28 protein-coding genes are annotated in these 24,990 nt (G+C 63.4%); 26 read left to right on the plus strand and 2 right to left on the minus strand.

Annotated elements, in window-relative coordinates; genetic code table 11:
• Nucleotides 1–125 precede the first annotated feature (125 nt).
• Nucleotides 126–1,286, plus strand: coding sequence for an aminotransferase class I/II-fold pyridoxal phosphate-dependent enzyme (locus NTZ43_04405; protein ID MCX5766453.1), 1,161 nt, complete (start codon nucleotides 126–128; stop codon nucleotides 1,284–1,286).
• Here the strand turns inward: NTZ43_04405 and NTZ43_04410 are convergent.
• Complete coding sequence (locus NTZ43_04410; protein MCX5766454.1) at nucleotides 1,270–1,668, minus strand: DUF983 domain-containing protein; 399 nt, start codon at nucleotides 1,666–1,668, stop codon at nucleotides 1,270–1,272. The two genes, NTZ43_04405 and NTZ43_04410, sit on opposite strands and share 17 nt — an antisense overlap.
• Nucleotides 1,669–1,690: 22 nt before the next feature.
• Between NTZ43_04410 and NTZ43_04415 the strand changes: the two genes are divergently transcribed.
• From NTZ43_04415 to moaA, 25 genes are all read left to right on the plus strand, one after another.
• Entirely contained in the window at nucleotides 1,691–2,659 is a 969-nt protein-coding gene (locus NTZ43_04415) for a D-glycerate dehydrogenase (protein MCX5766455.1), read from the plus strand.
• 107 nt (nucleotides 2,660–2,766) lie between these two features.
• Nucleotides 2,767–4,014, plus strand: a complete 1,248-nt coding sequence (icd, locus tag NTZ43_04420; GenBank protein MCX5766456.1) for an isocitrate dehydrogenase (NADP(+)) — start codon at nucleotides 2,767–2,769, stop codon at nucleotides 4,012–4,014.
• Nucleotides 4,015–4,018: 4 nt separating this feature from the next.
• The gene (locus NTZ43_04425) at nucleotides 4,019–5,494 is read left to right on the plus strand and encodes a leucyl aminopeptidase (protein MCX5766457.1); all 1,476 of its coding nucleotides are present in this window, start codon (nucleotides 4,019–4,021) and stop codon (nucleotides 5,492–5,494) included.
• Nucleotides 5,495–5,538: 44 nt separating this feature from the next.
• The gene (locus tag NTZ43_04430; protein ID MCX5766458.1) at nucleotides 5,539–7,461 is read left to right on the plus strand and encodes a TonB-dependent receptor; all 1,923 of its coding nucleotides are present in this window, start codon (nucleotides 5,539–5,541) and stop codon (nucleotides 7,459–7,461) included.
• A gap of 88 nt (nucleotides 7,462–7,549) precedes the next feature.
• On the plus strand, nucleotides 7,550–8,410 hold the full coding sequence (locus NTZ43_04435; GenBank protein ID MCX5766459.1) for a YicC family protein: 861 nt from the start codon (nucleotides 7,550–7,552) through the stop codon (nucleotides 8,408–8,410).
• Nucleotides 8,407–9,051, plus strand: coding sequence for a guanylate kinase (gene gmk / locus NTZ43_04440; protein ID MCX5766460.1), 645 nt, complete (start codon nucleotides 8,407–8,409; stop codon nucleotides 9,049–9,051). Before NTZ43_04435 ends, gmk begins: the two co-directional genes overlap by 4 nt.
• Before the next feature lie 27 nt (nucleotides 9,052–9,078).
• Complete coding sequence (locus NTZ43_04445; protein ID MCX5766461.1) at nucleotides 9,079–9,291, plus strand: DNA-directed RNA polymerase subunit omega; 213 nt, start codon at nucleotides 9,079–9,081, stop codon at nucleotides 9,289–9,291.
• A 24-nt stretch (nucleotides 9,292–9,315) separates the two neighbouring features.
• Nucleotides 9,316–10,524, plus strand: coding sequence for a bifunctional phosphopantothenoylcysteine decarboxylase/phosphopantothenate--cysteine ligase CoaBC (coaBC, locus tag NTZ43_04450; GenBank protein ID MCX5766462.1), 1,209 nt, complete (start codon nucleotides 9,316–9,318; stop codon nucleotides 10,522–10,524).
• A 19-nt stretch (nucleotides 10,525–10,543) separates the two neighbouring features.
• Nucleotides 10,544–11,641, plus strand: coding sequence for a uracil-DNA glycosylase (locus NTZ43_04455; GenBank protein MCX5766463.1), 1,098 nt, complete (start codon nucleotides 10,544–10,546; stop codon nucleotides 11,639–11,641).
• Nucleotides 11,592–13,019: a replicative DNA helicase gene (gene dnaB / locus NTZ43_04460; protein MCX5766464.1), complete on the plus strand. Its 1,428-nt coding sequence runs from the start codon at nucleotides 11,592–11,594 to the stop codon at nucleotides 13,017–13,019. Before NTZ43_04455 ends, dnaB begins: the two co-directional genes overlap by 50 nt.
• A gap of 2 nt (nucleotides 13,020–13,021) precedes the next feature.
• The gene (gene radA / locus NTZ43_04465; protein ID MCX5766465.1) at nucleotides 13,022–14,419 is read left to right on the plus strand and encodes a DNA repair protein RadA; all 1,398 of its coding nucleotides are present in this window, start codon (nucleotides 13,022–13,024) and stop codon (nucleotides 14,417–14,419) included.
• Nucleotides 14,416–15,114 carry a 2-C-methyl-D-erythritol 4-phosphate cytidylyltransferase gene (gene ispD / locus NTZ43_04470; GenBank protein MCX5766466.1) on the plus strand — a complete coding sequence of 233 codons (699 nt, stop codon included), beginning with the start codon at nucleotides 14,416–14,418 and terminating at the stop codon, nucleotides 15,112–15,114. Before radA ends, ispD begins: the two co-directional genes overlap by 4 nt.
• A complete protein-coding gene (locus tag NTZ43_04475; GenBank protein MCX5766467.1) occupies nucleotides 15,111–15,782 on the plus strand; it encodes an L-threonylcarbamoyladenylate synthase in 672 nt (223 codons plus the stop codon). The genes ispD and NTZ43_04475 overlap by 4 nt, the downstream gene beginning before the upstream one ends.
• The gene (locus NTZ43_04480) at nucleotides 15,779–16,246 is read left to right on the plus strand and encodes a low molecular weight protein arginine phosphatase (protein MCX5766468.1); all 468 of its coding nucleotides are present in this window, start codon (nucleotides 15,779–15,781) and stop codon (nucleotides 16,244–16,246) included. The genes NTZ43_04475 and NTZ43_04480 overlap by 4 nt, the downstream gene beginning before the upstream one ends.
• Nucleotides 16,243–17,052, plus strand: coding sequence for a shikimate dehydrogenase (locus tag NTZ43_04485; GenBank protein ID MCX5766469.1), 810 nt, complete (start codon nucleotides 16,243–16,245; stop codon nucleotides 17,050–17,052). The genes NTZ43_04480 and NTZ43_04485 overlap by 4 nt, the downstream gene beginning before the upstream one ends.
• Before the next feature lie 212 nt (nucleotides 17,053–17,264).
• Entirely contained in the window at nucleotides 17,265–17,765 is a 501-nt protein-coding gene (locus NTZ43_04490; protein MCX5766470.1) for a phosphoribosyltransferase family protein, read from the plus strand.
• A 17-nt stretch (nucleotides 17,766–17,782) separates the two neighbouring features.
• Nucleotides 17,783–18,790 (plus strand): type I glyceraldehyde-3-phosphate dehydrogenase, encoded by a 1,008-nt coding sequence (gene gap, locus NTZ43_04495; GenBank protein MCX5766471.1) that lies wholly within the window; start codon nucleotides 17,783–17,785, stop codon nucleotides 18,788–18,790.
• Nucleotides 18,791–18,797: 7 nt separating this feature from the next.
• A complete protein-coding gene (locus NTZ43_04500; protein MCX5766472.1) occupies nucleotides 18,798–19,997 on the plus strand; it encodes a phosphoglycerate kinase in 1,200 nt (399 codons plus the stop codon).
• A complete protein-coding gene (gene tpiA / locus NTZ43_04505; GenBank protein MCX5766473.1) occupies nucleotides 19,997–20,746 on the plus strand; it encodes a triose-phosphate isomerase in 750 nt (249 codons plus the stop codon). Before NTZ43_04500 ends, tpiA begins: the two co-directional genes overlap by 1 nt.
• 63 nt (nucleotides 20,747–20,809) lie before the next feature.
• A complete protein-coding gene (secG, locus tag NTZ43_04510; GenBank protein ID MCX5766474.1) occupies nucleotides 20,810–21,235 on the plus strand; it encodes a preprotein translocase subunit SecG in 426 nt (141 codons plus the stop codon).
• Nucleotides 21,236–21,248: 13 nt separating this feature from the next.
• The gene (gene carA, locus NTZ43_04515) at nucleotides 21,249–22,364 is read left to right on the plus strand and encodes a glutamine-hydrolyzing carbamoyl-phosphate synthase small subunit (GenBank protein MCX5766475.1); all 1,116 of its coding nucleotides are present in this window, start codon (nucleotides 21,249–21,251) and stop codon (nucleotides 22,362–22,364) included.
• Nucleotides 22,365–22,486: 122 nt separating this feature from the next.
• Nucleotides 22,487–22,807, plus strand: coding sequence for an integration host factor subunit beta (locus NTZ43_04520; GenBank protein ID MCX5766476.1), 321 nt, complete (start codon nucleotides 22,487–22,489; stop codon nucleotides 22,805–22,807).
• An 87-nt stretch (nucleotides 22,808–22,894) separates the two neighbouring features.
• On the plus strand, nucleotides 22,895–23,134 hold the full coding sequence (locus NTZ43_04525; protein MCX5766477.1) for a MoaD/ThiS family protein: 240 nt from the start codon (nucleotides 22,895–22,897) through the stop codon (nucleotides 23,132–23,134).
• Nucleotides 23,131–23,631, plus strand: coding sequence for a molybdenum cofactor biosynthesis protein MoaE (locus NTZ43_04530; protein MCX5766478.1), 501 nt, complete (start codon nucleotides 23,131–23,133; stop codon nucleotides 23,629–23,631). The genes NTZ43_04525 and NTZ43_04530 overlap by 4 nt, the downstream gene beginning before the upstream one ends.
• Nucleotides 23,624–24,595: a GTP 3',8-cyclase MoaA gene (gene moaA, locus NTZ43_04535; GenBank protein ID MCX5766479.1), complete on the plus strand. Its 972-nt coding sequence runs from the start codon at nucleotides 23,624–23,626 to the stop codon at nucleotides 24,593–24,595. The genes NTZ43_04530 and moaA overlap by 8 nt, the downstream gene beginning before the upstream one ends.
• On the opposite strand, the gene NTZ43_04540 is transcribed toward moaA, so the two are convergent.
• Nucleotides 24,592–24,987, minus strand: a complete 396-nt coding sequence (locus NTZ43_04540; protein ID MCX5766480.1) for a CZB domain-containing protein — start codon at nucleotides 24,985–24,987, stop codon at nucleotides 24,592–24,594. The genes moaA and NTZ43_04540 overlap by 4 nt on opposite strands.
• Nucleotides 24,988–24,990 lie beyond the last annotated feature (3 nt).

The raw sequence follows: 24,990 nt of genomic DNA on the forward strand, positions 1-24,990 counted from the left end.
CGTAACCAGTCTGGGCAAGCGGCATTTCCCTCACGCCCTCGTCCGGCGGGGCGACCGAGCGCCAATCTCCTTACGTCGCTGGCGGTTGCGGTGCTGAGCGCTCGCGGCGGGATTATCTTTCCCGTATGCCAAATGCCCGCCGCACCCTGACGTTCACTGAGTCGGTCATTCGCGAGATGACCCGTGTCGCCAATCAATACGGCGCCGTGAACCTCTCCCAAGGTTTTCCCGACTTTCCCATGCCAGAGGAAATGAAGGAAGCCGCCTGCGACGCGATCCGTCGCGACTTCAACCAGTACGCCACGACGTGGGGCACCAAAACGCTCCGCGATGCCATCGCCGGGAAATACCTCCGGCGCTACGGCATGACGGTGGATCCTGAAGCCGAAATTACCGTAGCCTGCGGCGGCACCGAGGCGATGGCCTCCGTCTTTTTGGCGCTCATTGATCCGGGCGACGAAGTGCTGATTTTTGAGCCCTTCTACGAGAACTACGGACCCGACGCCATTCTCAGTGAGGCCAAGCCCGTCTTTGTGCCCCTGACGGTTCCCGACTGGAAGCTCGATATCGACGCCCTCAAGGCCGCCGTCACGCCACGGACGCGCGCGCTCGTGCTCAACTCACCGCACAATCCCACGGGCCACGTATTTGATCGTGCGGAACTCGAGGCGATTGCGGAGGTGTGTATCGCGAACGACATCATCGTGATCACCGACGATCCCTACGAGTACATCCTGTTCGAAGGCACCCATATTCCCATCGCTACGCTGCCAGGCATGCGTGAGCGCACGGTGACGACGTCGAGTCTCTCCAAGACCTTCAGCATCACCGGCTGGCGACTCGGCTACGCGATTGCGAGCCCCGAGCGCTCCGGCGCCATTCGGAAAGTGCACGATTTTCTCACCGTGGGGGCGCCGGCACCGCTGCAGCAGGCCGCGGCCATCGGGTACGCCTTTCCGGATTCGTACTATCAACAACTCTCCGACGATTACAAAGCTCGGCGCGAGTTCTTGGCAGGCCCGCTGCGCGAGGCCGGTTTCCGCTTTACAAACCCGAACGGCGCGTACTACTTCTTTGCCGATTTCTCGGGGCTGAGTTCACAGGACGACGTCACATTCGCCAAATGGATGACGAAGGAATTCGGAGTGGCAACGGTGCCGGGGTCGAGCTTTTATCGCCCTGGTGCGCCCGAGGGAAAACGCTTCGTGCGCTTCGCGTTCTGCAAAAAGCGTGAAACGCTGGAAGCGGCGGTTGAGCGGTTAGCGAAGCTCAAGTCGTTGTTGTAGCCCGATCGCGCGCTGTTGGCGGCGAGAACGACAGGTCGAACGCCAGCCACAGCGTCTTCGTAAATGGGTAGGTCGTCAGCGGCGCGACGATGATGGCGACCACCGCGATGTATTGCAGCGCATCCCACGTCACGGCAGGCCAGGTCGCATACACGATGGATCCCACGAGCGTCGCGAACAGCACTTCCGCAATGATCAGGTTGATCAAGTACGCACCAATGAAGAAATCGCGCGAGCCACGATCCAACAGTAGGTGACAGTGCGGGCACGCCGGCCGCATGGTGAACCAGGACGAGAAAATCCCGCGTCCGTCACAGTCAGGGCAGTGCAGGCGCAGACCTCGCAGTAAGCGAGCGGAAGCCGTGGGCAGCGTGTCGGTCATCCCTCAATATACCTCGTCAAACGTGCCACGCCCCATCGTAACCGTCACGCGTCGTCTTCCCGAAACGGTAGAGGCGCGACTCCAGCAACTCTTTGACGCGCGCACCAATCGCGACGATCTCCCGCTCGGTGTCAGCGGGCTCGCGGCGGCGATGACTGAATCCGACGCGGTCCTCTCCACCCTCGGTGATCCACTCAACGCGGCCGTCCTCGGCGCATTGCCGCGTCGCGCTCGCATCATTGCCCAGTTCGGTGTTGGCTACGACAACATCGACGTCCGCGCGGCCACCGCGGCAGGGATCATTGTCACCAATACGCCGGGCGTGCTCACCAACGACACGGCTGACCTCGCGATCATGCTGCTCCTGAGCGCCGCGCGACGCGCGTCAGAGGGAGAGCGGGAGCTTCGCCGGGGTGACTGGACGGGGTGGCGACCCACGCACAACCTTGGCACCCGCGTTACGGGCAAACGGCTCGGGATTGTTGGATTCGGCCGCATTGGCCGAGCCGTGGCAGATCGGGCCCGTCTTGGGTTCCGGATGCAAGTGCAGGCCTTCAGCCGGTCGCTCACGGATGCGGCGGCACGCGACGCCGGCGTGACGCGTGCGGAAAATCTTGAGGCACTGCTCGCCAGCTCCGACTTCGTCAGTATTCACGTGCCATCAACCGCCGCGACTCGGCAGCTGTTCGGCGCGCATCTTCTGGGGTTATTGCCTCCGCACGCCGTGCTGGTGAACACCTCTCGCGGCGACGTGGTGGATGAGGCGGCGCTAGCGGACGCGCTCCAGGCCGGGCGACTGGCGGCCGCTGGGCTTGATGTGTTTGAGCGGGAACCAACGGTGAGTTCCGCCTTGCTCGGCCTGCCCAATGCCGTCCTCCTGCCGCACATCGGCAGCGCAACCGTCGAAGCCCGTACGGCGATGGGGCACCTCGCGGTGGATAATCTTGTGGCGTTCTTCGAGGGAAAAACCGTGCCAAACCCTGTGGCGTAGCGGTGGAGCGGTTTCACGGTGCGGCGAGAATATCGTCTGCTTCCTTGAACCGTCTTGAGCCACTTCCTAACTTTGATGTACTCACCCGATTCCGAGAGCAACACACCGTGACTCAATACAAGTACGCAACCGTGCCGCAGGGCGGCGAACGCATTCAGGCCTCCGGCGGTGTCTTTACTGTGCCGGACCAACCGATCATCCCGTTCATCGAAGGCGACGGCACCGGCCCAGATATCTGGAAGGCCTCTGTTCGCGTGTTCGATGCTGCCGTGGCCATTGCCTACGGCGGCAAGCGCAAGATCCATTGGATGGAAGTGCTGGCTGGTGAAAAAGCGTTCAACGCCACCAAGGAGTGGATGCCCGCCGAAACGCTCGAAGCCATTCGCGAGTTCAAGATCGCCATCAAAGGCCCGCTCACGACGCCGGTTGGCGGCGGCATTCGTTCGCTGAACGTGGCGCTGCGGCAGGAACTCGACCTCTACGCCTGCATTCGCCCCGTGCGCTACTTCCAGGGCGTCGGCGCGCCCATGAAACATCCGGAAAAACTCAATATCATCATCTTCCGTGAGAACGTCGAAGACGTCTACTCTGGGATTGAGTTCAAGGCCGGCACGCCCGAAGCCGAGAAGCTCCGGGCCTTCCTGAAGACCGAGTTCAACAAGAACGTGCGTGAAGGCTCGGCCATCGGTATCAAACCGATGTCGCCGTTCGGCTCCAAGCGCCTCGTGAAGATGGCGCTCGAGTACGCACTGAAGCGCGGCTGCAAGTCTGTCACGCTGATGCACAAGGGCAACATTATGAAGTTCACCGAAGGTGGCTTCAAAGACTGGGGCTACGAAATCGCGCGCGAGCAGTTCGCGTCGACCGTTGTGGCCGAGGCCGATCTCGGCAAGGCTGGCAACGGCGCACGCGCCGACGCCGTGGTCCTCAAAGATCGTATTGCCGATTCGATGTTCCAGCAGCTCTTGCTGCGCCCAGAAGATTACGAAGTGATTGCCACGCCAAACCTTAACGGCGATTACGTCTCCGACGCGGCCGCTGCACAGGTGGGTGGCCTCGGCATCGCTCCGGGCGGCAACGTCGGTGATGACGCCGCCGTGTTTGAAGCGACGCACGGCACCGCGCCGAAGTACGCTGGCCTCGACAAGATCAACCCAGGCAGCGTGATCCTCTCCGGCGTGATGATGCTCGAGCACATGGGATGGCAGGAAGCCGCCGATCTCATCGTGCGTGGCATGGAGCACGCGATTGCCGCCAAGACGGTGACGTACGACTTGGCCCGTCAGATGCCAGGCTCCACCGAAGTGTCCACCTCGGCGTTCGGCGACGCCATCATTACCGGGATGAAGAAGTAACTCTATGACTCTCGTCTTGTCGTCCCACGCCGGTGATCCGGCGCAGCTCTCCACGCCACTGCTCGCGCTCGCGTTGTCCTCCGACGCAAAGTTTCCGAGAGCACTGGCCGCGCTGGATGTGGCCTCCGGTGGCGGCATTGGGCGCGCCATCAAACAGCGTGACTTCAAGGGAAACCGCGACGAGACGTTGTTGCTGTTCACCACGGGCCGCGGGCCGCAGCGTATTCTGCTGATCGGCATGGGCGCGTTGCCCGCGGCGGGTGCCGTCACGCGAGCGGCGTCTATTGCCGGTCGCAGGGCCAATGGGATGGGTGTAGGGAAGATGGCGTTCTGGGCCGACGGCCTCGACGCTCGCGGTATTGAAAATGCCGCCGTTGGCGTCAGTCTCGGTGCGTGGGAGTTTACGGAGCTCAAGAGTGCGCCAGCGAGTGGCGAAAAAACCACGCCACTCAGCGCTGCTGTTATTTGTGTGGGAAAGATTGCCGGTGCCGCCGCCGCACTCTTGAATGGCCGCGCGGTGGCCGAAGGACAGCGTATTGCGCGGCGCTTGGCGATGCTGCCAGGCAATATTTGCACGCCGAGTTACATCGCCGACGCCGCTCGCGACATTGCGAAGCGGCACAAGTTGAGTTGCAATGTGTACGGCCGCGCCGATCTCAAAAAGTTTGGCATGGGCTCGTTCCTTGCGGTTGCGCAGGGCACGCCGCAGGACCCCAAACTCATTGTGCTGGAGTACCGCGGTGGCGCAAAAGGCGCGGCGCCGGTGGCACTGGTAGGCAAGGGACTCTGCTTCGATTCGGGCGGCATCAGCATCAAGCCGGCCGACCGTATGGAGTGGATGAAGTTCGACATGAGCGGCGCCGCCGGCGTCCTCGGAGCGATGGAAGCCATCGCGCGCATGAAGCTCAAGATCAACGTGGTTGGTCTGGTGGGCAGCACCACGAACATGCCCAGTGGCACATCGATGAACCCGGGCGATGTTGTCACGGCGAGCAATGGCAAAACTATTGAGATTATTAACACGGACGCCGAAGGGCGGCTCGTGCTCGCGGACGTGCTCGTGTACGCCGCACGCTTCAAGCCACAGGCGGTGATTGATGCCGCCACGTTGACGGGCGCTGTTGTCGTGGCACTAGGAAACACGGCCGTCGGCGTACTCGGAAACGACCAAGCACTCGTGGACGAAGTGTTGTCGGCCGGACGCCTCGGCGGCGAACCGGGATGGCAACTCCCGCTCTGGCCGGAGTATAAGGAGCAGATCAAGTCCGATGTCGCTGACATGAAGAACATCGGATCGCGTGGTGCTGGTACCATTACGGCCGCGCATTTTCTCGCCGAGTTCACGCAAGGGTATCAGTGGGTGCATCTCGACATTGCCGGTACGGCGTACACAGAGGCGGACCTCGTCGCCATTCCGCGCGGCCCCACGGGAACGCCGGTGCGGACGTTCGTCGAGTTCGTCCGGGGGAGGGCTCGCTGAGCCCCTTCGCGCGAGCGCTGCTCGTTGGTGCGCTCGCGCCCCTGATGGCCCTTTTTCCCCAGACGGCGTTGGGGCAGAAGGGCGCGCCGCCGCGCACGCGTGCGGACTCCATCAAAGCCGCCGCCGAAAAGCCGCGCGCCATTCCGGACTCCGCGATTCCTGACTCTGCCATTGCGCTGAGCCCCGCCGACTCGGCCGCCGCTGACAGCCTGCTCAATAAGATTCCGCCACGCGACACCATCAAAACGGCGATCGTCTCGAGCTACGCACCCAACAACACCGAGATCGGCGGCCGCGACTATCACTGGACGCGCGAGGAGCTGTTCGCCTCCGGCGCCGTGACCCTCGGCGACCTGCTCGCTCAGGTGCCAGGTGTCACGGGCTATCAAACTGGCTTCATGGCCGCCCCGCAGGTGGTCACCTGGTACGGCAATGCCGGCTCAGTGCGCGTGTTCGTGGACGGCGTCGCCTACGTATCGCTCAATCCACGCAATGGTGGCGTGCCCGATTTTGCGGTGATTCCACTCTGGACGCTCGAAGACATTCGGATTGAACGCTCGGCCGGCGAAGTGCGCGCCTATTTGCGTACTTGGCGCGTGGATCGTACCACGCCATCCACGCGCGTGGATGTCATCACGGGCAGCGAAAACCTCAATCTGTACCGCGGGTTCTTTGGGAAGCGCTTCGACAACGGCGTGGCCGTACAGCTCGCCGGCCAGCAGTTCAATACTATTTCGCGCACCGGACTCGATGGCGACGCGCTCGGCGGTCTCGCACGCATCGGTTGGGCGCGCGGAGATTGGAGTGTGGATGGCACGTACCAGACACAGGGGCTGAATCGCAACGTTGGGCAGCGTTACACGCGCCCGGCGTCGACCGTGCCGTTGCAACCCAAGGCGATGGCTGCCTATTCCGGCTCCGACGCGGTGGGCTATCTGCGCCTCGGCTGGCGCGATCCGGCGCGTGATGTGGCTTGGGTGCAACTGATTGCCGCGACGCTCGCGTCGGTAGAAGCGCATGGCAAGAGCACGTCCACTATTTCGGTCACAGACACCGTCGACACGGCATCGTCGCGCTCACAGTACACGCTGGCGGCTGGCACCAACTGGCGCGGCATCCGCCTCGTGGCCATCAATCGGTTTGAGCGGATGTACGGAGCGCCGATTGTCACCAAGACTGGCGTCGGCGACAGCGCCGTGACTAAGACGCGTCGCACCATGAAGTCGTTCTTCGCACCCGGTTTGCGACTCGAATACGAGTACAAGTTCGCGACACTCGGGGCCGTGTTCGACCGATCGTCCGACTCCACCGATCACAAGGATCTATTTCTTAGAGCCGCGCCGTTCTCGTGGCTCCAGTTTGGTGGCGCCTGGAGTAATGTCGCGCCGACCGACAAGAACGACCCGCGAAAAAGCTACGTCACCACGCGATACGAAGCCGCCCTCAAGTTCCGCGACCGCTGGATCACCGTTGGCACTATCCAGCGTGGTCTCATGACGCTGGCGGCCCCGATTGAGCTCGACTCAGCGCTCCACCCGATGCTAGACGACAAGGTTGCCGGGCTGACCGCGTCGGTCCACGGCCCCCTATTTGGCGGCTGGGGGATCGATTTTGACGCCATCAAGTGGAAGACCACCAGCGGCTGGCGTCCTCAAAACGAGGCGCGTACGACGATCAAGTTTGCCTCGGGCTTTCCCAAGCGCTTCACGCGGAACGAGTTCCATCTGCTCGTCTCGGCTACCCACGAGCTGCGGTCCGCCTCGTTCGTGCCATCCGGTAAGTTGTTGACAGGGCAGAGCTTAGCGTCGTACAGCATCTTCTCAACGCTGCTCGAAATCCGGATTGGCGACGCGACGATCTCGTGGCAGTACCGAAACGCGGTCGGAACCCCTTACGAGCAGTATCCGGGCTACACAATGCCACGCCTCACGAACATCTACGGCGTGCGGTGGAACTTCTGGAACTGAGTGGGCGCTCATAGGGCGTACGAGGCCGTCCGGCGTTTACAAAGGCGTTGTCGGACAGTAACTTAGTAGGCTCGCTATGATTCGTTCGATGACCGGTTTCGGCGCTGCTGAAGGCCTCGTGGGCACCACCCGCGTGGCCGTTGAGTTGCGTTCGGTCAACCACCGTTTCTTCAATCCAAGCCTCAAGCTGTCTTCGGATCTCTCCAAGTGGGAGCCCGAAGTGCGTGAGGCACTCCGAAAGCGCATCAGTCGCGGGCATGTCACACTGACCGCCCGGACGGTTCGTGATGCGGTAGAAGTGGCGGCCATCAACGAGACGCGCTTTGCTGAGTACGCGGCTCGCTTGAAGGGTTTGCGTGACCGGCACGGCTTGGGCGGCGAAGTGGACGTTGCGACGGTGCTCCGTATGCCCGACGTGATCCACGGCGCCACCGAAGAGCAGGACGGTACGGTTGAAGAGTTGTTGCTCATTGTGGAAGGTGCCATCGCGGCGCTGGGACGGATGCGCGAAGCCGAAGGTGCACGACTCGCCGAGGTGTTGCGTGAACGAATTGCCGTCATTGAAGACGCGGTGGGACGCATTGCGGTGCGGGCACCGGAGCGGGTGGTAGCCCAGCGCGATCGCCTGCGGGAAAATGTGAAGGTGTTAGCCGAAGGGATTGCGGTCGATGAGCAGCGACTGGCGCAGGAGATTGCGATTCTGGCCGATCGCTTGGACGTTGGGGAAGAGTTGGACCGCTTTGCATCGCACATTACCGCATTCCGTGACGCACTCGCCGTGAAGGACGGCGACGCCATCGGCAAGCGGCTCGGCTTCCTGTTGCAAGAGTTGCTACGCGAAGCCAATACGACAGGCAGTAAGGCCAACGACGCGACCATTCAAAAGGACGTGTTGCTGGTGAAGGAAGAATTAGAACGGATTCGTGAACAGGTGGAGAACCTCGAATGAATCCATTCCCGGTGGTGCTGTCGGCGCCGAGTGGGGGTGGCAAGACCACCGTCACGCATCGCTTGATGGCGCAGCGAAAGAATTTGGGGTATTCGATTTCGTGCACCACGCGGACGCCGCGGGTGGGCGAGGTCAACGGAACGGATTACCACTTTCTCGCGGAGCCGGAGTTCTTGGCGCGGCGTGAACGGGGTGAGTTTGCAGAAACGGCTATCGTGCACGGCCGGTGGTACGGCACACTGAAGTCCGCCGTGCAAGTGGTGTTGGACAGCGGAAAGCACGTCATGATGGACATTGACGTGCAGGGAGCGGCGCAGTTCGCGGTGGCCTATCCTGGTGCGGTGCTTGTTTTTGTGCTGCCGCCGTCAGTCGATGTGCTGGTGGAGCGCCTGATGGCGAGGCAGACTGAAAGTCGTGCCGCGCTGCGCACGCGGTTGCAAAGTGCGCGGGCGGAGTTGAAGGAAGTCGATCGGTACCACTACGTCGTGGTCAATGATCAACTGGACGCGGCGGTGGAGCGGGTGAGTGCCATCATCGACGCCGAGGAAGTGAAGCGCGAGCGGGTCCGTTCGCTCGACGCGCAGGTGGCTGGGCTGATTACCCGGCTGGATACGGAGCTTGAGGGTTTTGCGCAGGACTGATTACCCGTCGTCACCGAGGAAGCATCGATGCGAGTGTTTACACCCCAGGAAGTGATCACCCACGCGGCCAACAAGTACCTCGCGGTACTGGTGGCCTCGAAGTACGCCCGCGTGCTCAACGATTTCCCGCGCGATCGCTCCAAGAGCGGTGAGAAGAAGCTCACGACGCGTTCGCTCGAAGAGCTGTCGACCGGTGACATCGAGTATCGTGTGGTTCCGCGGCGTCGCGCCGCGGAATAACGCGACCTCCGCCGCGCGCGAGCCGTGCGCCCCGTACAGGGCCGGCGGATCCTCCTCGGGGTAACCGGAGGGATCGCAAGCTATAAAACGGCGTGGCTTGCGCGGCTGTTCGCGCAGGGCGGCGCGGAAGTTGACGTTGTGCTCACGCGTTCGGCGCGTGAGTTCATTGGCGCCGTCACGTTCGAGGCGCTCACCGGGCGGCCGGTGCACACCGAACTGGTGGCCGAAGGGCACGCCCTCGATCACATCACGCTGGCTCGCGGCGCCAATCTCATTGTGGTGGCGCCGGCGACGGCCGATTTCCTCTCGCGCGCGGCCTCTGGTCGCGCGGATGATCTGCTGAGCGCCTGTCTGCTCGCGGCCGACGCACCGGTGCTGCTCGTGCCCGCGATGAACGATCGCATGTGGGCGCACAAGCAGACGAGCGCCAACGTCGAACATCTCCGTTCGCTCGGCTATCACGTGCTCGCGCCCGATTCTGGGCCGTTGGCGTCGCCGCAAGAAGGCGCGGGCCCTGGGCGCATGCCGGAACCCGCCACGATCTTTGCGCACGCCGCTCGCTTGCTTGAACCGCGCGATGTGCTCGCCGGCAAGCGTGTGGTGGTCACCGCAGGGCCAACGCGCGAAGCGATTGACCCCGTGCGCTATCTCTCTAATCACAGCAGCGGTCGCATGGGTGTGGCGATTGCGGAGAGTGCCTGGCGCCGCGGTGCCGACGTAACGTTGATCGCTGGCCCACTCGCCGTGCCGCTGCCAGATGGTGTGCACACCGTCTCCGTAGAAACCACGGAACAGATGGCGACTGCCGTTCGCCATGCACTCGCATCAGCCGATGTGCTCGTGATGGCGGCAGCCCCAGCGGATTTCCGCCCATCGCGTGTGGCCGATGCCAAAATCAAAAAAGGCGCGCGTCCCGAAGCGATTGCGCTCGACAACACCACCGACATCCTCGCGTCGACCCGTGATGCGCGCCGCCCAGGCACGATCGTTGTTGGCTTCGCGCTCGAAACCGACGACGTGATCGCGAACGCCGCCAAGAAGCTCGAGGTCAAGGATCTCGATTTTGTTGTCGTGAATGACGCACGCGAGGCCGGTGCAGGATTTGGTGTCGACACAAATCGCGTCACGATCCTCGCGCGCGGGGCGCAGCCCGACGCACTCCCGCTCCTCCAGAAGACCGAAGTGGCTGACGCCATTCTCGATCGCGTTGAGGGAGTGATGCGTGGACGGTAGGGAAATTCTCAAACGATATTTGGAACAGCGTCGCGAACTCGGTGAATCGGAGTTCGTGCTCGACAACATGTCGGTGGACGAGGCGCTCAAGGCGCTCGGGGCTTCAGCAGCACCGTCCAGTGCGCCAGCTGCGGGACGTCGTGATGCGGGTTCTTCGTGCACTGCGCAACCACCTGCGCCGGTTGAGGCGATCGTTCCGAACGCCGCACGTCAGGCCGCGGAGCAGGCCGCCAGCAGCGGCGATTGGCGCGAAGCACTGCGAGCCGTTGGTGCGCCGAAGCCGGAGAGCGCTCCAGCCAAGAAGGACGCCGTCGCCGCCAACGCCGCAGCCGCGCCGGCACCGTCGCCACCGTCGGCACCGTCGGCACCGTCGGTCGTGAGCGCGAGCAGTGATTCCGGTGCGACTTCCGGCGACGACCAGCCGCCGCGTGAAAAGATTCCGCGACTCGAAATGCCGAGCCCCGTTGCCGGTTCTGTCGGACACGGCATGGGCGTTCCAGGCATCGTGATCGGGTCTCCAATGCGCGACTTGTTGCCGGGCCCACTCTCCCATCTGGAGACGCTCGACGCCATCGCGGCAGCGGCAGCGAGTTGCACCGCCTGCGGGCTCTATGCGGGCGCCAAGAACGCGGTGCCGGGCGAGGGAAGTCCCGCCGCACGATTTGTGTGCGTGGGGGAGGCTTCTGGCGCCACCGAGGACGAGTTGGGGCGCCCCTTTGTTGGTGCCAGCGGTCAACTGCTGACCAAAATTCTGGACGCCATCAAACTGGCCCGCGAGGACGTCTTCATTTGCAACGTCCTCAAGCATCGGCCGCCAGGGAATCGGAATCCCAGTCAGGACGAGATCAAGGCCTGTAGCCCGTTCCTCCTCCGGCAGCTCGAAATACTGCAACCCCGTGTGATTCTGGCACTTGGGACATTCGCGGCACAGACCTTACTGCAGACCTCGACCCCAATCGGTAAGTTAAGGGGTCAGGTGCACCATTATTTCGGGGTGCCACTCATCGTTACTTACCATCCCGCGGCGCTTCTTCGGAACCCGTCGTGGAAGCGCCCCACTTGGGAAGATGTCCAGCTCGCACGCCGAATTTTCGATAACGCCGCCCGCGACGCGTGACGGTTCGTTCCGTGACCGGCGTCCTCCGTATTCTGAGGACGCCGAGATGGCCGTGCTCGGTGCCATGCTTCTGGACGCCGAGGCCATCACCCGTGCCGTTGAGATCATCGATGAATCGATGTTCTACAGCGAGCGCCACCGCCGCGTCTTTCGCGCGATGCTCGCGATTCACCAAACCGGCGCGGTCCTCGATCCGCTGCTGCTCACGGAGCAACTCGACCGTGGTGGCGAACTCGCCGCGGCGGGCGGAAAGGAATACGTCAGCGAACTGCTGTACGTGGTCCCCACGGCGGCGAATGTCGAGTACCATCTCAAAATCGTTAAGGAAAAGGCGCTTCGCCGTCGCCTGATTGATGTGGCGCAGGGGCTCGTCGTAGAGGCGCATGAATCGGCGGCCGATGCCACCGAACTCATTGACCTCGCCGAGCATCGCATTTTTCAGGTCAGTCAGCAGCGCGGCTCCGATGGCTTTACGCGCATCAAGGATCTGCTCTGGCCGGCCATGGAGCGCATCGAGTCACTGCGTGAGGGTGGTCCGCTCACCGGCGTGCCGAGCGGCTTCCGCGATCTCGACCAGCTCACGCTGGGCTTCCAGCCGTCTGATTTGATCATCATCGCGGCGCGCCCGTCGATGGGGAAAACGGCGTTCGTGTTGAACATCGCGCAATACGCCGCTGTTGAAAGCAATATTGCGACTGCAGTCTTTTCGCTGGAAATGAGTAAAGAGTCTCTCGTGCAACGTATGCTCGCCTCCGAGGGGTTCATCGACGCCCAGCGCCTGCGCTCGGGCAAGCTCACCAGCCAGGATCATTCCAACTTGGCCAAGGCCGCCGCATTGCTGTCGCAGGCGCCCATCTGGATTGACGACACGCCGGGGCTCACGCTGCTCGAGATTCGGTCGCGTGCGCGGCGTCTCAAATCCACGGCCGACATCAAAATGGTCATCGTCGATTACTTGCAGCTGCTTTCAGGCCCGCCGGGCGTAGAGAGCCGTCAGCAAGAAATCTCACAGATTTCGCGCTCGCTCAAGATCCTGGCCAAGGAACTGAACATCCCCGTCATTGCGCTGTCGCAGCTCTCGCGTGGTCCGGAGCAGCGCACCGGCGACAGCAAGCGTCCGCAGCTCTCGGACTTGCGTGAGTCCGGCGCCATTGAGCAAGACGCCGATCTCGTGATGGCGATTTATCGGCAGGAGATGTACGACCGCCCGGTGGATGAATCGGGCAATGTCGTGAAGACGCCCGACGGCACACCGATCGAAGGGCTCGCCGAGATCATTCTACTCAAGCAGCGTAACGGTCCGACCGGCCATATTCGCCTTTCGTTCCGGAAACAGTTCACGCGCTTCGAGAACTTCACGGCCCGTCAACAGGGCTGAGTATGGCCGCGCGCGCGAAGACCGTGTACCGCTGCACCGAATGCGGTGCCGACTCGCCAAAATGGGCGGGGAAGTGCGATGCGTGCGGCGAGTGGAATACGCTGCACGAAGAGATCGTCGCGTCGCGTACCGTCGAAGGGGGCGCTGCGCGACGGAAGGCGGGGGTCACATCGCTCGGGAGTGGCGGCACGGTGGTGCCCACGCCGCGATTGGCTGACGTGGTGGGCGCCGAGAGTAATCGCCTCACGACGGGTCTCGCTGAGTTCGACTTTGTGCTCGGCGGCGGCATTGTGCCGGGGTCTATGGTGTTGGTCGGCGGCGAGCCCGGCATTGGCAAGAGCACCATTCTCCTGCAAGTCGCTGCGCAGCTTGAGACGCTCGGTGTGCGCACGCTCTATGTGAGCGGTGAAGAATCTCCATTGCAGGTCAAGCTGCGTGCGGACCGGTTGGGCACGGGGGCGCTCGACGTTTCGTTGCTCGGCGAAACGCTGCTCGAGACGATACTGGCCACTGCCGCCGAACGGACGCCCACGGTGATGGTGGTGGATTCCATTCAGACGGTGTTCACCGGCGATCTCGAAGGCGCGCCTGGAAATGTCGGGCAGGTGCGTGAGTGCGCCGCACGACTGATGCGCTTTGCCAAGGAGAGCGGCACCGCCGTGATTGTGGTGGGACACGTCACCAAGGGTGGTGGCATCGCTGGCCCGAAGACGCTCGAGCACATCGTGGACACGGTGTTGTATTTCGAGGGAGAAGGGTCGCTCGATCACCGTGTGCTGCGCGCCACCAAGAACCGGTTCGGTTCGGTGGATGAGATTGGAGTCTTCCGCATGACCGAGCGGGGGTTGATCCCGGTCGATAATCCCTCGGCGCTTTTTCTCGGCGATCGCGAAGGGCACCACGCATCGGGCAGTGCCGTGACCGCCACGCTCGAAGGCAGCCGTCCGATGCTGCTCGAGGTTCAAGCGCTCGCGGCGAAGGCTGGCTTTGGCACGCCACAGCGTGTGGCCACCGGCTTTGACGGCCGCCGACTCGCACTCTTGCTCGCCGTGCTCGACAAACGCGCCGGGTTATCGTTTGCGCAGCTTGACGTATTCCTGAACATCGTCGGCGGCGTACGCGTGCAGGAGCCAGCGGCTGACTTGGCCGTGGCCGCAGCACTCGCCTCGAGTGTCTACGACAAAGCGCTGCCCCAAGATGCCGTCTTTATTGGCGAGATTGGACTCGGCGGCGAGATTCGCGCCGTAGGTCAGGTGGAACGCCGTATTGCGGAAGCCGAGAAGATGGGAATGGCGGTCGCCTATGTTGGCGAGCGTTCCGTTCCGAAACGGGCGCCCCGCAACATTCGTGTGGTCGGCGTCAAGGATTTGACGGCGCTCTTCCGGCAACTGTTCACATGACGCGCGACGTCGGTGTGGTGATCGTGGCGGCGGGCGCGAGCACGCGCACGCAAGTCGAGGCCGGCGGCGAACTCAAGCAGTTCCGCTGGGTGTCCGGCAAACCGATGTTGCTGCATTCGCTTCACGCGTTTCAGGCACGCGCCGATGTGGCGATGGTCGTTGTGGTGTTGCCGCAGCGATATCTCGGCGATCCCCCGCCTTGGCTCTTTCAGTGCGACACCGATCGTTTGCTCGTGGCGCCCGGCGGACGGCACCGCGGCGAGAGTGTGTACAACGGACTCGCCGATATTCCCTCGGAATGTTCGGTGGTGCTCATTCACGATGCTGCGCGCCCATTCCCCACGCCCGAGATGGTGGACCGTGTGGTGGCGGAGGTGCGTCTCGGGCATGGCGCGATCGCCGCGCTTCCTGTGGTAGACACGCTCAAGGAAGTGGATGGCAGTGGACGCATCGTTCGTACGGTCGAGCGCGAGGGACTCTGGCGCGCGCAAACGCCGCAGGGGTTTCCGCGTGAGGCGATTATGCGTGCCCATCAAACGGCGCACGACGACGGCATTGCCGCCACGGATGATGCGGGGCTCTTTGAAAAGCTCGGACTCCCGGTGGTGGTGGTGCGCGGCAGTGAACGCGCTATGAAAGTCACCGACGCGTCCGATTTCCCGAGGGCGGAGGCGCTGCTTCCGCTCCCTGATTGAACACCGAGCCGAAAGCGATTCCGTTTTGGTCCGAGCCAGAGATCGCGTCGTCGATCTCTGGGACGTTGTTGCATCTCGAGAAGCACGGCGTGTTGGCGTATCCAACGGAGACGGTGTATGGCTTTGGCGGGGCGATCGATTCCGCGTCGGTTTCGACACTCGTCGCGTTGAAGCGTCGCCCCGACAGCAAGCCGTTCCTCCTGCTGATCTCCGACAGCTCCATGATCGACCGGATGGGGCTTCAGCTCTCAAACGCCGCGTCGATGCTCGCCGCGCGCTTCTGGCCGGGACCCTTGACGCTCGTGTTGGCCGGCGGCGAACGCCGCGTTCCCGCGCGACTGCGAGGCCCGGAGGGTGGAATCGCGGTGCGTTGGACACCGCACCCTGGACTCCAACGCCTCATTGCTTCGATGGGTGATCCGCTGACCAGCACCAGTGCCAACCTTCCCGGCACTCCGCCCGCGATGAACGCCGCCACGGTCATGCAGGAATGGTCTCAATCCATTTCGCGCGGCACGTTGCGGGTGTTGGACGGCGGCACGCTCACCGCGTCGGCACCCTCGACGGTGGTGGACTGCACCGGCCGTTCGCCGCGCGTGATTCGTCCTGGTGCGATTTCGGCGGAAGCGCTCCGCGCGGCGGTGCCAAGTTTGGTCGGTGACCGATGACCGCGTTGCTCTTCGTGTGCACCGGCAACACCTGTCGAAGCGCGTTGGCCGAGGCCATCGCTTCGCACGCGGTTACCGCACGCGCCCTTCCGGGTGTCACCGTCTCCAGCGCCGGCACCAGTGCGTGGGAAGGCGCGCCCGCCTCCGACGGGGCCTTACTTGTCGGCATTGAGCGGAAGCTGGACCTCAGCGCGCACCGCGCTCGGCAGCTCAGCCCCGACATTGTTGCGAACGCATCCCTCATTTTGACGATGGGTCCCCATCATCTTGAGCGTGTGAGTGCGCTGGGGGGCAGCGGCAAATCGCATTTGCTCGTGGATTTTGCCGAAGGGACCAGCAACGGGCGCGGCATCATCGATCCGTTTGGTGGCGGTCTCGATATCTACCGAGCGACTGCCGACGAATTGCAGCGCCTGATTGGACTCGTGCTCGATCGCATCGGTGTGTTCCCGGAGGCGACGTGAACGACCTTCCCGGTCGATTGACGTTGCTGGGACATCCGGTGGAGCATTCGTTGTCGCCGGTTTTTCAGAATGCCGCTTTGCGTCATGCCGGAATCCCCGTGGTGTATGAGGCGTTGGATGTCGCGCCCGCGGATTTGGCAACGGTCGCCGGGCTCATGCGCGACGTCAATGGCGCCGGCAACATTACGGTCCCGCACAAGGTGACTTTCGCGGCTCTGTGTAGCCGACGCTCTCCCGTCGCCGAACGGGTCGGCGCGGTGAATACGTTTTGGACGGAAGACGGTGAACTCGTAGGCGACAACACGGACGTCGGCGGCTTTGACGCCGCGGCGCGCGCCGCGTTTGGCGCTCCGCGTCCCGGCCTTGTGGTGGCCTTGCTTGGTGCTGGCGGCGCAGCGGCCGCGGTTCTTGCCGCCGTTGAGCGATGGGGCGACGCCACCGTTCGCATCCACGCGAGACGCCACGACCGAGCCGAGGCACTCGCCGCAGCGTTCCACCAATTTACGGTGTCCGTACCGACCATTGAACAGGCGGTTCGTGGCGCGCAGTTGGTGATCAATGCCACCCCGGTGGGGTTACACGGCGACGCGCTGCCGTTGGATCCAGCCCTGCTCGATGCGCGCCCCGATGTCTTTGATCTTTGCTATCGCCGCCAAGAGACGCCGCTCGTGGTTGCCGCCCGCGCCCGAGGACTGCGCGCCGCCGATGGGCTTGGCATGGTGGTGGAGCAAGGCGCGCTCGCGTTTGAACGGTGGTTCGGTGTGCGACCCAACCGGGACGTGATGTGGGCCGCGGTGCGGCGTTAGTTCGCAGTACGCTCGAGCTTCTGCTCCCGCGCGCCTGCGCGGCCTGTGGGGGCGCGAGTGCGAATGGCACTGCAGATCTCATCTGCAGCCTGTGTTGGTCGCGACTGCCGGCGCTCGCGCATCCGCAGTGTCCGCGCTGTGGGCATCCCACACTTGGGGAATCGTGTGCGCTATGCGCCACGCTCCCGCCGTTCATCCGAGCGGTGCGATCGGTGTGCTGGGTCCCGCATCCCGTGTCGAGCGGCATCGTGGGCGCGCTCAAGTACGATGGCTGGCAGGCGGTGGGGCGCGAAATGGCGGTGCGGATGGCTCGGCTCCCGTGGCCATCGGACGTCGTGCGGGAGCGTGCAGCGGTCATTCCCGTGCCGCTGCATCCGACCCGCGAGCGCGAACGGGGATTCAACCAGGCCGCCGAACTCGCCGCGGCACTCGGTGCCCACTGGCGCGTGCCCGCATGGCCCGACGTGCTGACGAGAAACCGTACGACAGAAACGCAAACGCGGTTGACTCCCGCAGAGCGTTCCGCGAACGTTCACGAGGCGTTTCGAGTGCGTGACGGTGCACGACTTCATGGTCAGCACGTAGTGCTCGTCGATGATGTCTTGACCACCGGAGCCACACTGAATGCCTGCGCCAAAGCGCTGTTCGACGGCGGTGCGCGCATCCTCAGTTACGTGACATTCGGTCGTGCCCACGCCGGCGCCGACCGCTGACTTCAGGAGCATTTCTCATGGCACTCAAGGTTGGCATCAACGGGTTCGGCCGCATCGGCCGTCAGGTGTTGCGCGCCGCCAAAGAAACGGGCGCGCCCATCGATTTTGTGGCCGTCAACGATCTCACCGACACCAAAACGCTCGCGCACCTCTTCAAGTACGACTCGGTGCACGGGACCTTCGGCGGCACCGTGACGGCTGAGGATGATGCCATTGTCGTAAATGGCGACCGTATCAAGATCTTCAAGGAAAAGGATCCGGCTGCGCTCCCGTGGAAGGCACTCGGCGTGGACGTGGTTCTCGAATGCACCGGTCGCTTCACGAACGCCGAAGACGCCAAGAAGCACATCGCCGGCGGCGCCCGCAAAGTGATCATCTCCGCACCCGCGAAAGGCGAAGACCTCACCATCGTGCTCGGCGTGAATCACGAGAAGTACGACAACGCCACGCATCATATTCTCTCGAATGCGTCGTGCACCACCAACTGTTTGGCGCCCATGGTCAAGGTGATTCGCGAATCGTTCGGCTTCAAGCACGCCTCGATGGTGACGATCCACTCGTACACCAACGACCAGAGCATTCTCGATCTCCCGCACAAAGATCTGCGTCGCGCCCGCGCGGCGGCCCTCTCGATCATTCCCACGACCACCGGCGCGGCCAAAGCCACCGCGCTCGTGATCCCCGAGGTGAAGGGAAAGATCGACGGCATCGCCATTCGCGTTCCGACCCCGGACGTCTCGCTCACCGAACTCACGGTGGAAGTGGAGAAGGGCACGACGATCGCCGAGGTCAACGCCGCATTCCTCGCGGCGTCGCAGGGTGCGCTGAAGGGCGTGTTGCAGTTCACCGACGTGGAGCTCGTCTCCACCGACTACATCGGGAATCCGCATTCGGTGATTGTCGATTCCAAGTGCACGAACGTGATCGACGGCACCATGGTGAAGGTGTCCGGCTGGTACGACAACGAGTGGGGCTACGCCTCGCGCTGCGTGGATCTGCTGCAGTACGTCGGCGCTCGACTCTGAGCCGGCCGTGAATAAGCGGACGATTCTCGACCTGACGCCCGCGGAGGTGCGCGGGAAGCGCGCGCTCGTCCGCGTGGATTTCAATGTGCCGCTCGACGGCACCACGGTCACCGACGACACGCGTATTCGAGCGGCCGTCCCCACGATCGAGCGCCTGCGAAAAGCCGGCGCCCGAGTGGTGCTCTGCTCGCACCTCGGCCGCCCCAAGGGGAAGCCAGAGGCCAAGTACTCGCTCGCACCGGTGGCCGTGAAGCTCGCGGCGCTCCTCGGTGTGCCGGTGCAGTTTTGCGAGGAGACCGACACCGATGCGGCCGTCGCCGCGACCAAAGGGCTCGATAATGGGGACGTGCTTCTTATCGAGAATACACGTTTTCTCGCCGGTGAAGAAAAAAACGACGCGGCGCTCGCCAAGTCGCTCGCGCGCCTCGGAGACTTTTATGTGAATGACGCGTTCGGCGCCGCCCACCGCGCGCACGCGTCCACGGCCGGCGTGGCAACGTTTCTTCGCCCCGCCGTCGCCGGATTGCTGATGCAAAAAGAGCTCGACTATCTCGGCGGTGCGCTCGAAAAACCGAAGCGGCCCTTTATCGCGATTCTCGGGGGTTCGAAGATTTCTGGAAAGATCGACGTCATCGAAGCGTTGCTGCCGAAGGTTGACGGATTGCTCATTGGCGGCGCGATGGCGTGCACGTTTTACAAGGCGATGGAGTTCGAAACGGGCACCTCGCTCGTGGAGGCCGATCGCGTAGAAATGGCGGCTGATCTCATCGAGCGCGCGGGATTCCGTCTCACCCTTCCGCATGACGCCGTCGTGGCGCCTGCGATTGAGAAGGGAGACCAAGCGCACACGGTCAGACGCGACGCCATTCCGGCGAATGAAGCGATGCTCGACATTGGCGCGGACAGCGCCTTGTCGTTTGGCCGCGCGATTTCCGCTGCGAAAACCATCATTTGGAATGGTCCGATGGGGGTGTTCGAAACACCGCCGTTCAATGTTGGCACACTGGCGATTGCGTCGGCGATGGCATTGGCCACGGCGAAGGGTGCGACGACGATCGTGGGTGGCGGCGATTCCGCCGCTGCGATTGAGGCGGCTGGCCTCGCATCGCAAGTGAGCCACGTGTCCACCGGCGGTGGTGCCTCGCTGGAGTTTCTCGAAGGGAAGGTGCTCCCCGGGGTCGCGGCCCTCGACGACAAGGCCGTGTGATGAAGCATCCCATCTTTGCCGGAAACTGGAAGCTCAATCACGCGCCGGCCGACGCCGAACAGTTTATGAAGCTCTTTCTGGCGCAATATCCGCGTCGGCAAGACCGCACCGTGCTGTTCTTCCCGCCGGCGCTCACGCTGCCGACGGTCGCGGCGCTCGTGCACGACCGCAGCGACCTCGCGGTTGGCGTGCAGAACATTCACTGGGAAGATCACGGCGCCTTCACCGGCGAAAACTCGGCGGCCATCGCGCGTGGGGCTGGCGCGCGCTATGCGCTCGTCGGCCACTCAGAGCGGCGCCACGTCTTTGGCGAGACCGACGAGCAAACGGGGCTCAAGGTGGCGGCGGCGCTTCGCGCTGGGCTGACGTCCATCATTTGCGTCGGCGAAACACTAGAACAGCGTGAGAGTGGCGACACGATCCAGGTGGTCGTGCGGCAGCTGCGCGCGGCGGTCAGCCGGATTCAGCCCAGCCAGATTGTGGGGTCGCTCTTGGCCTATGAGCCCGTGTGGGCCATTGGGACGGGGCGAACCGCCACCCCCGAGGACGCCGACGCCGTCCATACGGCGCTCCGAGCAGAGCTTGGCGCCTTGACCGGGGATCGAGGGCAGGCGGTCCCCATCCTCTACGGCGGGAGCGTAAACCGCACCAATGCGAGCCTGTTATTGGCGGTTCCAGACGTCGGGGGACTGCTCGTCGGAGGAGCCAGCCTGGACGCTGAAGGCTGGGCGGCCCTCGCCCGCACTTGATCGCGCACGATAAGTCTGCTATTTTACAAGGCTTACCATCATTCGGCCCCATACGGATCTGCGATGTTCACCAAGCTGCTAGTCGTCCTTCTTCTTATTGACGCCCTCGTCCTCGTGGCGGCCATCCTGCTGCAGAGCGGCAAGGGTGGCGGCATGGCGGCCAGTTTTGGCGGCGCGTCGTCCTCTTCCGACCAGTTCCTCGGCACCCGTCAGGCGGGCAACCTCCTGACCAAGGCGAGCTGGTGGTGCGGCGGCATCTTCATCGGCCTGTCGTTCATTCTGCAGATCAGCGCCTCGCGCGGCCGTGTGCCGACGTCGGTGCTCGATAAATCGTTTGCGACTCCGAAGGCCGCCCCAGCAGCGCCCAAGACGGCTCCGGCCGGTGGCGCGGTTCCGGCGCCGACTGTTCCGCTCCAGACGATCCCGAGCGCTGATGCAAAGCAGGATGCCAAGCCAGCGGCGCCCGCCGAGCCCGTCAAGAAGCCCTGATCTAACGCTATCCGTGAGCACGCTTCACGCGACTCAAGGGTTCCTCCTCCTCGAGGATGGAACCCTTTTTCGTGGACACTTGAGTACCGCAGCTGGCGTGCCTGCCGCTGCGGAAATCGTGTTCACCACCAACATGAGCGGCTATCAGGAGGTCTTTACCGACCCCTCATTCCGCGGCCAGATCGTCGTGATGACCTCGCCGATGATCGGCAACTACGGCGTCAATGGCGAAGATCCCGAATCCAATCGCCCGCAGGTCAGCGGCGTGATCGTGCGCGAGCTGAGCGGAGGATTCTCCAACTGGCGCGCGGACGGTAGCCTTGCCGCGTATTTGCAGGACGCCAAGATCCCCATCCTGTTTGACGTGGATACGCGTCGGCTGACGCGGCATCTGCGCACCGTCGGCGTGTTGCGCGGCGTCATCGGGGCTGGAGCCGAGGCAACGGCAGAGGCCAAGGCCGTGCTCGACGCCTGTCCCTCAATGGATGGCCTCGATCTCGCGTCGATCGTCTCGACTCGCGAGCCGTATCAGTTTGGTAGTGCCACCGCGTCACGTCACATCGTGGCCTTTGACTACGGCATCAAGCAGAACATCCTGCGACTGTTCGATGAACGGGGCTGCCGCGTGACGGTGGTGCCGTCCACGACGACCGCGGAACAGGCGTTGGCGATGAACCCGGACGGGATCTTCCTCGCGAACGGTCCCGGTGATCCAGACGCGGTGGGGTACGCCCCCGACGCGATCCGCTCCCTCGCCGACGCCAAAATCCCGATTTTCGGTATCTGCCTCGGCCACCAACTTCTGGGCCTGACGTTCGGAGCAAAGACCTTCAAGCTCCCTTACGGTCACCGCGGCGGAAATCACCCGGTGAAGGACCTCGCCACGGGCAAGGTGCTGATCACCTCGCAGAACCACGGCTTTGCGGTCGAGGGGTCAGAGCAGGGGATTCCAGGCGCCCCCGATTTGCAGGTGACACATGTGAACCTCAACGACGGCTCCATTGAGGGGCTGCGTCACAAGTCGTTGCCAATCTTCGCGGTGCAGTTCCACCCAGAAGCTGCGCCCGGTCCGCACGACGCGCGTCCCCTGTTTGACGATTTTATGGCGGCGGTACAGAAAGGCCGGTGACTAGGGCGGAAAGGGGTCAATTTTAGCCAAAACGGCTAAACGCTTGACACCAGAGGAGGTAACGTCCTAGAATAGATACACTTACGGCGATTTCGCCGCCCGCCACGCCCGCGAGGATCGTGATGACGAAGGCTGACCTGGTTGAGCGCGTAACAGATTCTATCGCACAGACTTCCGGTCCTATGATCTCCAAAAAGGACTGTGCTCGTGTGGTTGACTCATTTCTCGACGCGATCAAGGATGCCCTGAAGGAGCAGAAGAACATTGAGGTGCGTGGTTTTGGCACCTTCAAGATCCGTCAGCGAAAGACGCGGATGGCTCGGAATCCTCGTACCGGCGCGCCGGTGGAAGTATCAGCGCGGCCCGTGCCGGTGTTCAAACCGTCAAAAGAACTCCGAGCGATGGTTGCCGACATCGATATCTCGGAACTCACCGACGACTAAGCAGTTAGTATTGCTGGACGGGGCCCTGCGGGCAGTGACGCCCTCGGGGCCCGTCGCATTTTCACCTCCACGTGGACCGATCGCTCCGTGACCCGTGTGCTGCTGTTTGCCTCGTATGCTGACGCGCTCGGCGGGCCTTCCGTCGACGTGGAGCTTGCTGAGGGCGCCACGGTGGCGGAGGTCCTCGCCGCGGTGCGCGCACTCGCGCCGGAACGCGCACTTCCGCCGGCGCCCATGGTGGCCGTGAACCACGCATACGCCGCCCTCAACGATCGGGTATATGCCGGCGATGAGATTGCGATCATTCCTCCGGTGGCTGGCGGATGAGCACGCGTGTCGCGATCGTCGACGCCGCGATTGATTCGGCGGCGCTGCTCGCCGAAGTGGCGGGTACCGGCGTGGGTGCGACGACCCTGTTCGTTGGCACCGTGCGTGATGTGAATGAGGGGCGCGTCGTGACCGGCATTGAGTATTCCGCCTATGCGCCAATGGCGCACGCGGAGTTGCAGCGCATTGTGAACGAAGCGATCGCGCGGTTTGAGTCTCCCGACGTTGTCGTGGTCCATCGCATTGGCGCGTTGGGGCTGGGCGAGGCGAGCGTCGCCGTTGTGACGGCGCACGCGCATCGAGGGAGCGCGCTGGATGCCATGCGCTACGTGGTGGAGCAACTCAAGGCGCGTGTGCCGATTTGGAAGCGAGAGCTGTATGCGGATGGCACGCGCGAGTGGGTGAATGCCGCGAGCGCGTTGGCCGCTGTTGTGCCGGCGCACGACAAGGCGCCGCAGCTATCTGCGCCGCTGAACACGGACACCGCACATGCTTGATCAATACGGGCGCAGCATCGAGTACCTCCGCATTTCCGTCACGGACCGGTGCAACTTCCGGTGCGTGTACTGCATGCCGGAGCACGGCTTGGCGTGGTTGCCCAAGGCAGACATTCTCAGCTACGAAGAAATCGCCGACGTGGCGCGGCAGTTGGCGCCGCTGGGGCTCAAACGCCTCCGAATCACTGGCGGCGAGCCAACCATCCGTCCGGAACTGACGCGACTCATTCAACAGTTGAACGCGATTCCTGGAATCGAGGACATCGCGCTCAGTACAAACGGTGTGAAGCTCGTCGAGATGGCGCCGTCGTTGCGGGATGCGGGGCTCGATCGCGTAAACCTCTCCGCCGACAGTCTCCGCCCAGAGCGCATTGCGGCAATTGCTCGACGCACGGTGCCGTTCAGTCCGGTTCGCTCCGCGATTGCCGCGCAAGAGGCCGGATTAGCGCCGGTGAAGATCAATGTCGTTGTGATGCGCGGCATCAACGACGACGAAATCGAAGACTTTGCGCGCCTCACGCTCGAGCATCCGTTTCACGTGCGCTTCATTGAGCTCATGCCGGTGGGCGAAATGGCGAACCTCACCTGGGAGCATGTCATTCCGAGTGAGGAAGTGTTGCGGCGCGTTGGCGCGCTGGGCGCGTTGTCGGCTACGGACGGACCGGCGCGTGGGAATGGCCCGGCGACCTACTACCGGCTCGCGGGCGCTGCGGGGACGATTGGCGTAATCACTCCCATGAGCCACACCTATTGCGGTACCTGCAATCGCGTGCGCCTGACGGCCGACGGAAGACTCCGGACCTGCCTGTTTGGTGACCACGAGGTGAACCTGCGCGAGCCGCTACGGGCGGGCACCGCGCTGGCCCCACTCTTTGCCCAGGCACTCGCGGAAAAGCCAAAAGAGCACCACCTGCTCCAAATGCAGGTCGGCGGCCTCAAGGCACTCTCTCAGACGGGCGGTTAGGCCACGGCTGCTACCTGGCTCTCTTCGAGGGCTAGTTCGCGAAGCCACGCTTCGGCGTGCGTGGTGAAGGACCGGATCGCCGCAGTGAACTCTCCTCGGTGGCTCAAGGCGCGGACGGCCTCCGTTGGCCGCCCCTCGATCACGTGCAGCAACGTTCGGGCGGCGACGTCATGGAACTTGGCGTGGAGCCTCGCCGCTTCGTGAAAGCGGGGGCTGTGCCGGAGCTCGTGGGAAATCTCTGAGGAACCAAGCCACTTGCCAAAAGCACAGGCATCGGGCCGGGGCACGGCTTGGATGAAGTCCTGGGGGGCGCCATCAGCGAGCGCGGACATGATGGTCGCCTTCCACGCGGCGTGGTCATCAAGTGCTTCGGCTATCTGCTGATGGGGCATAGG

This window comes from Gemmatimonadota bacterium, assembly GCA_026387915.1.
Classification (GTDB): domain Bacteria; phylum Gemmatimonadota; class Gemmatimonadetes; order Gemmatimonadales; family Gemmatimonadaceae; genus Fen-1231.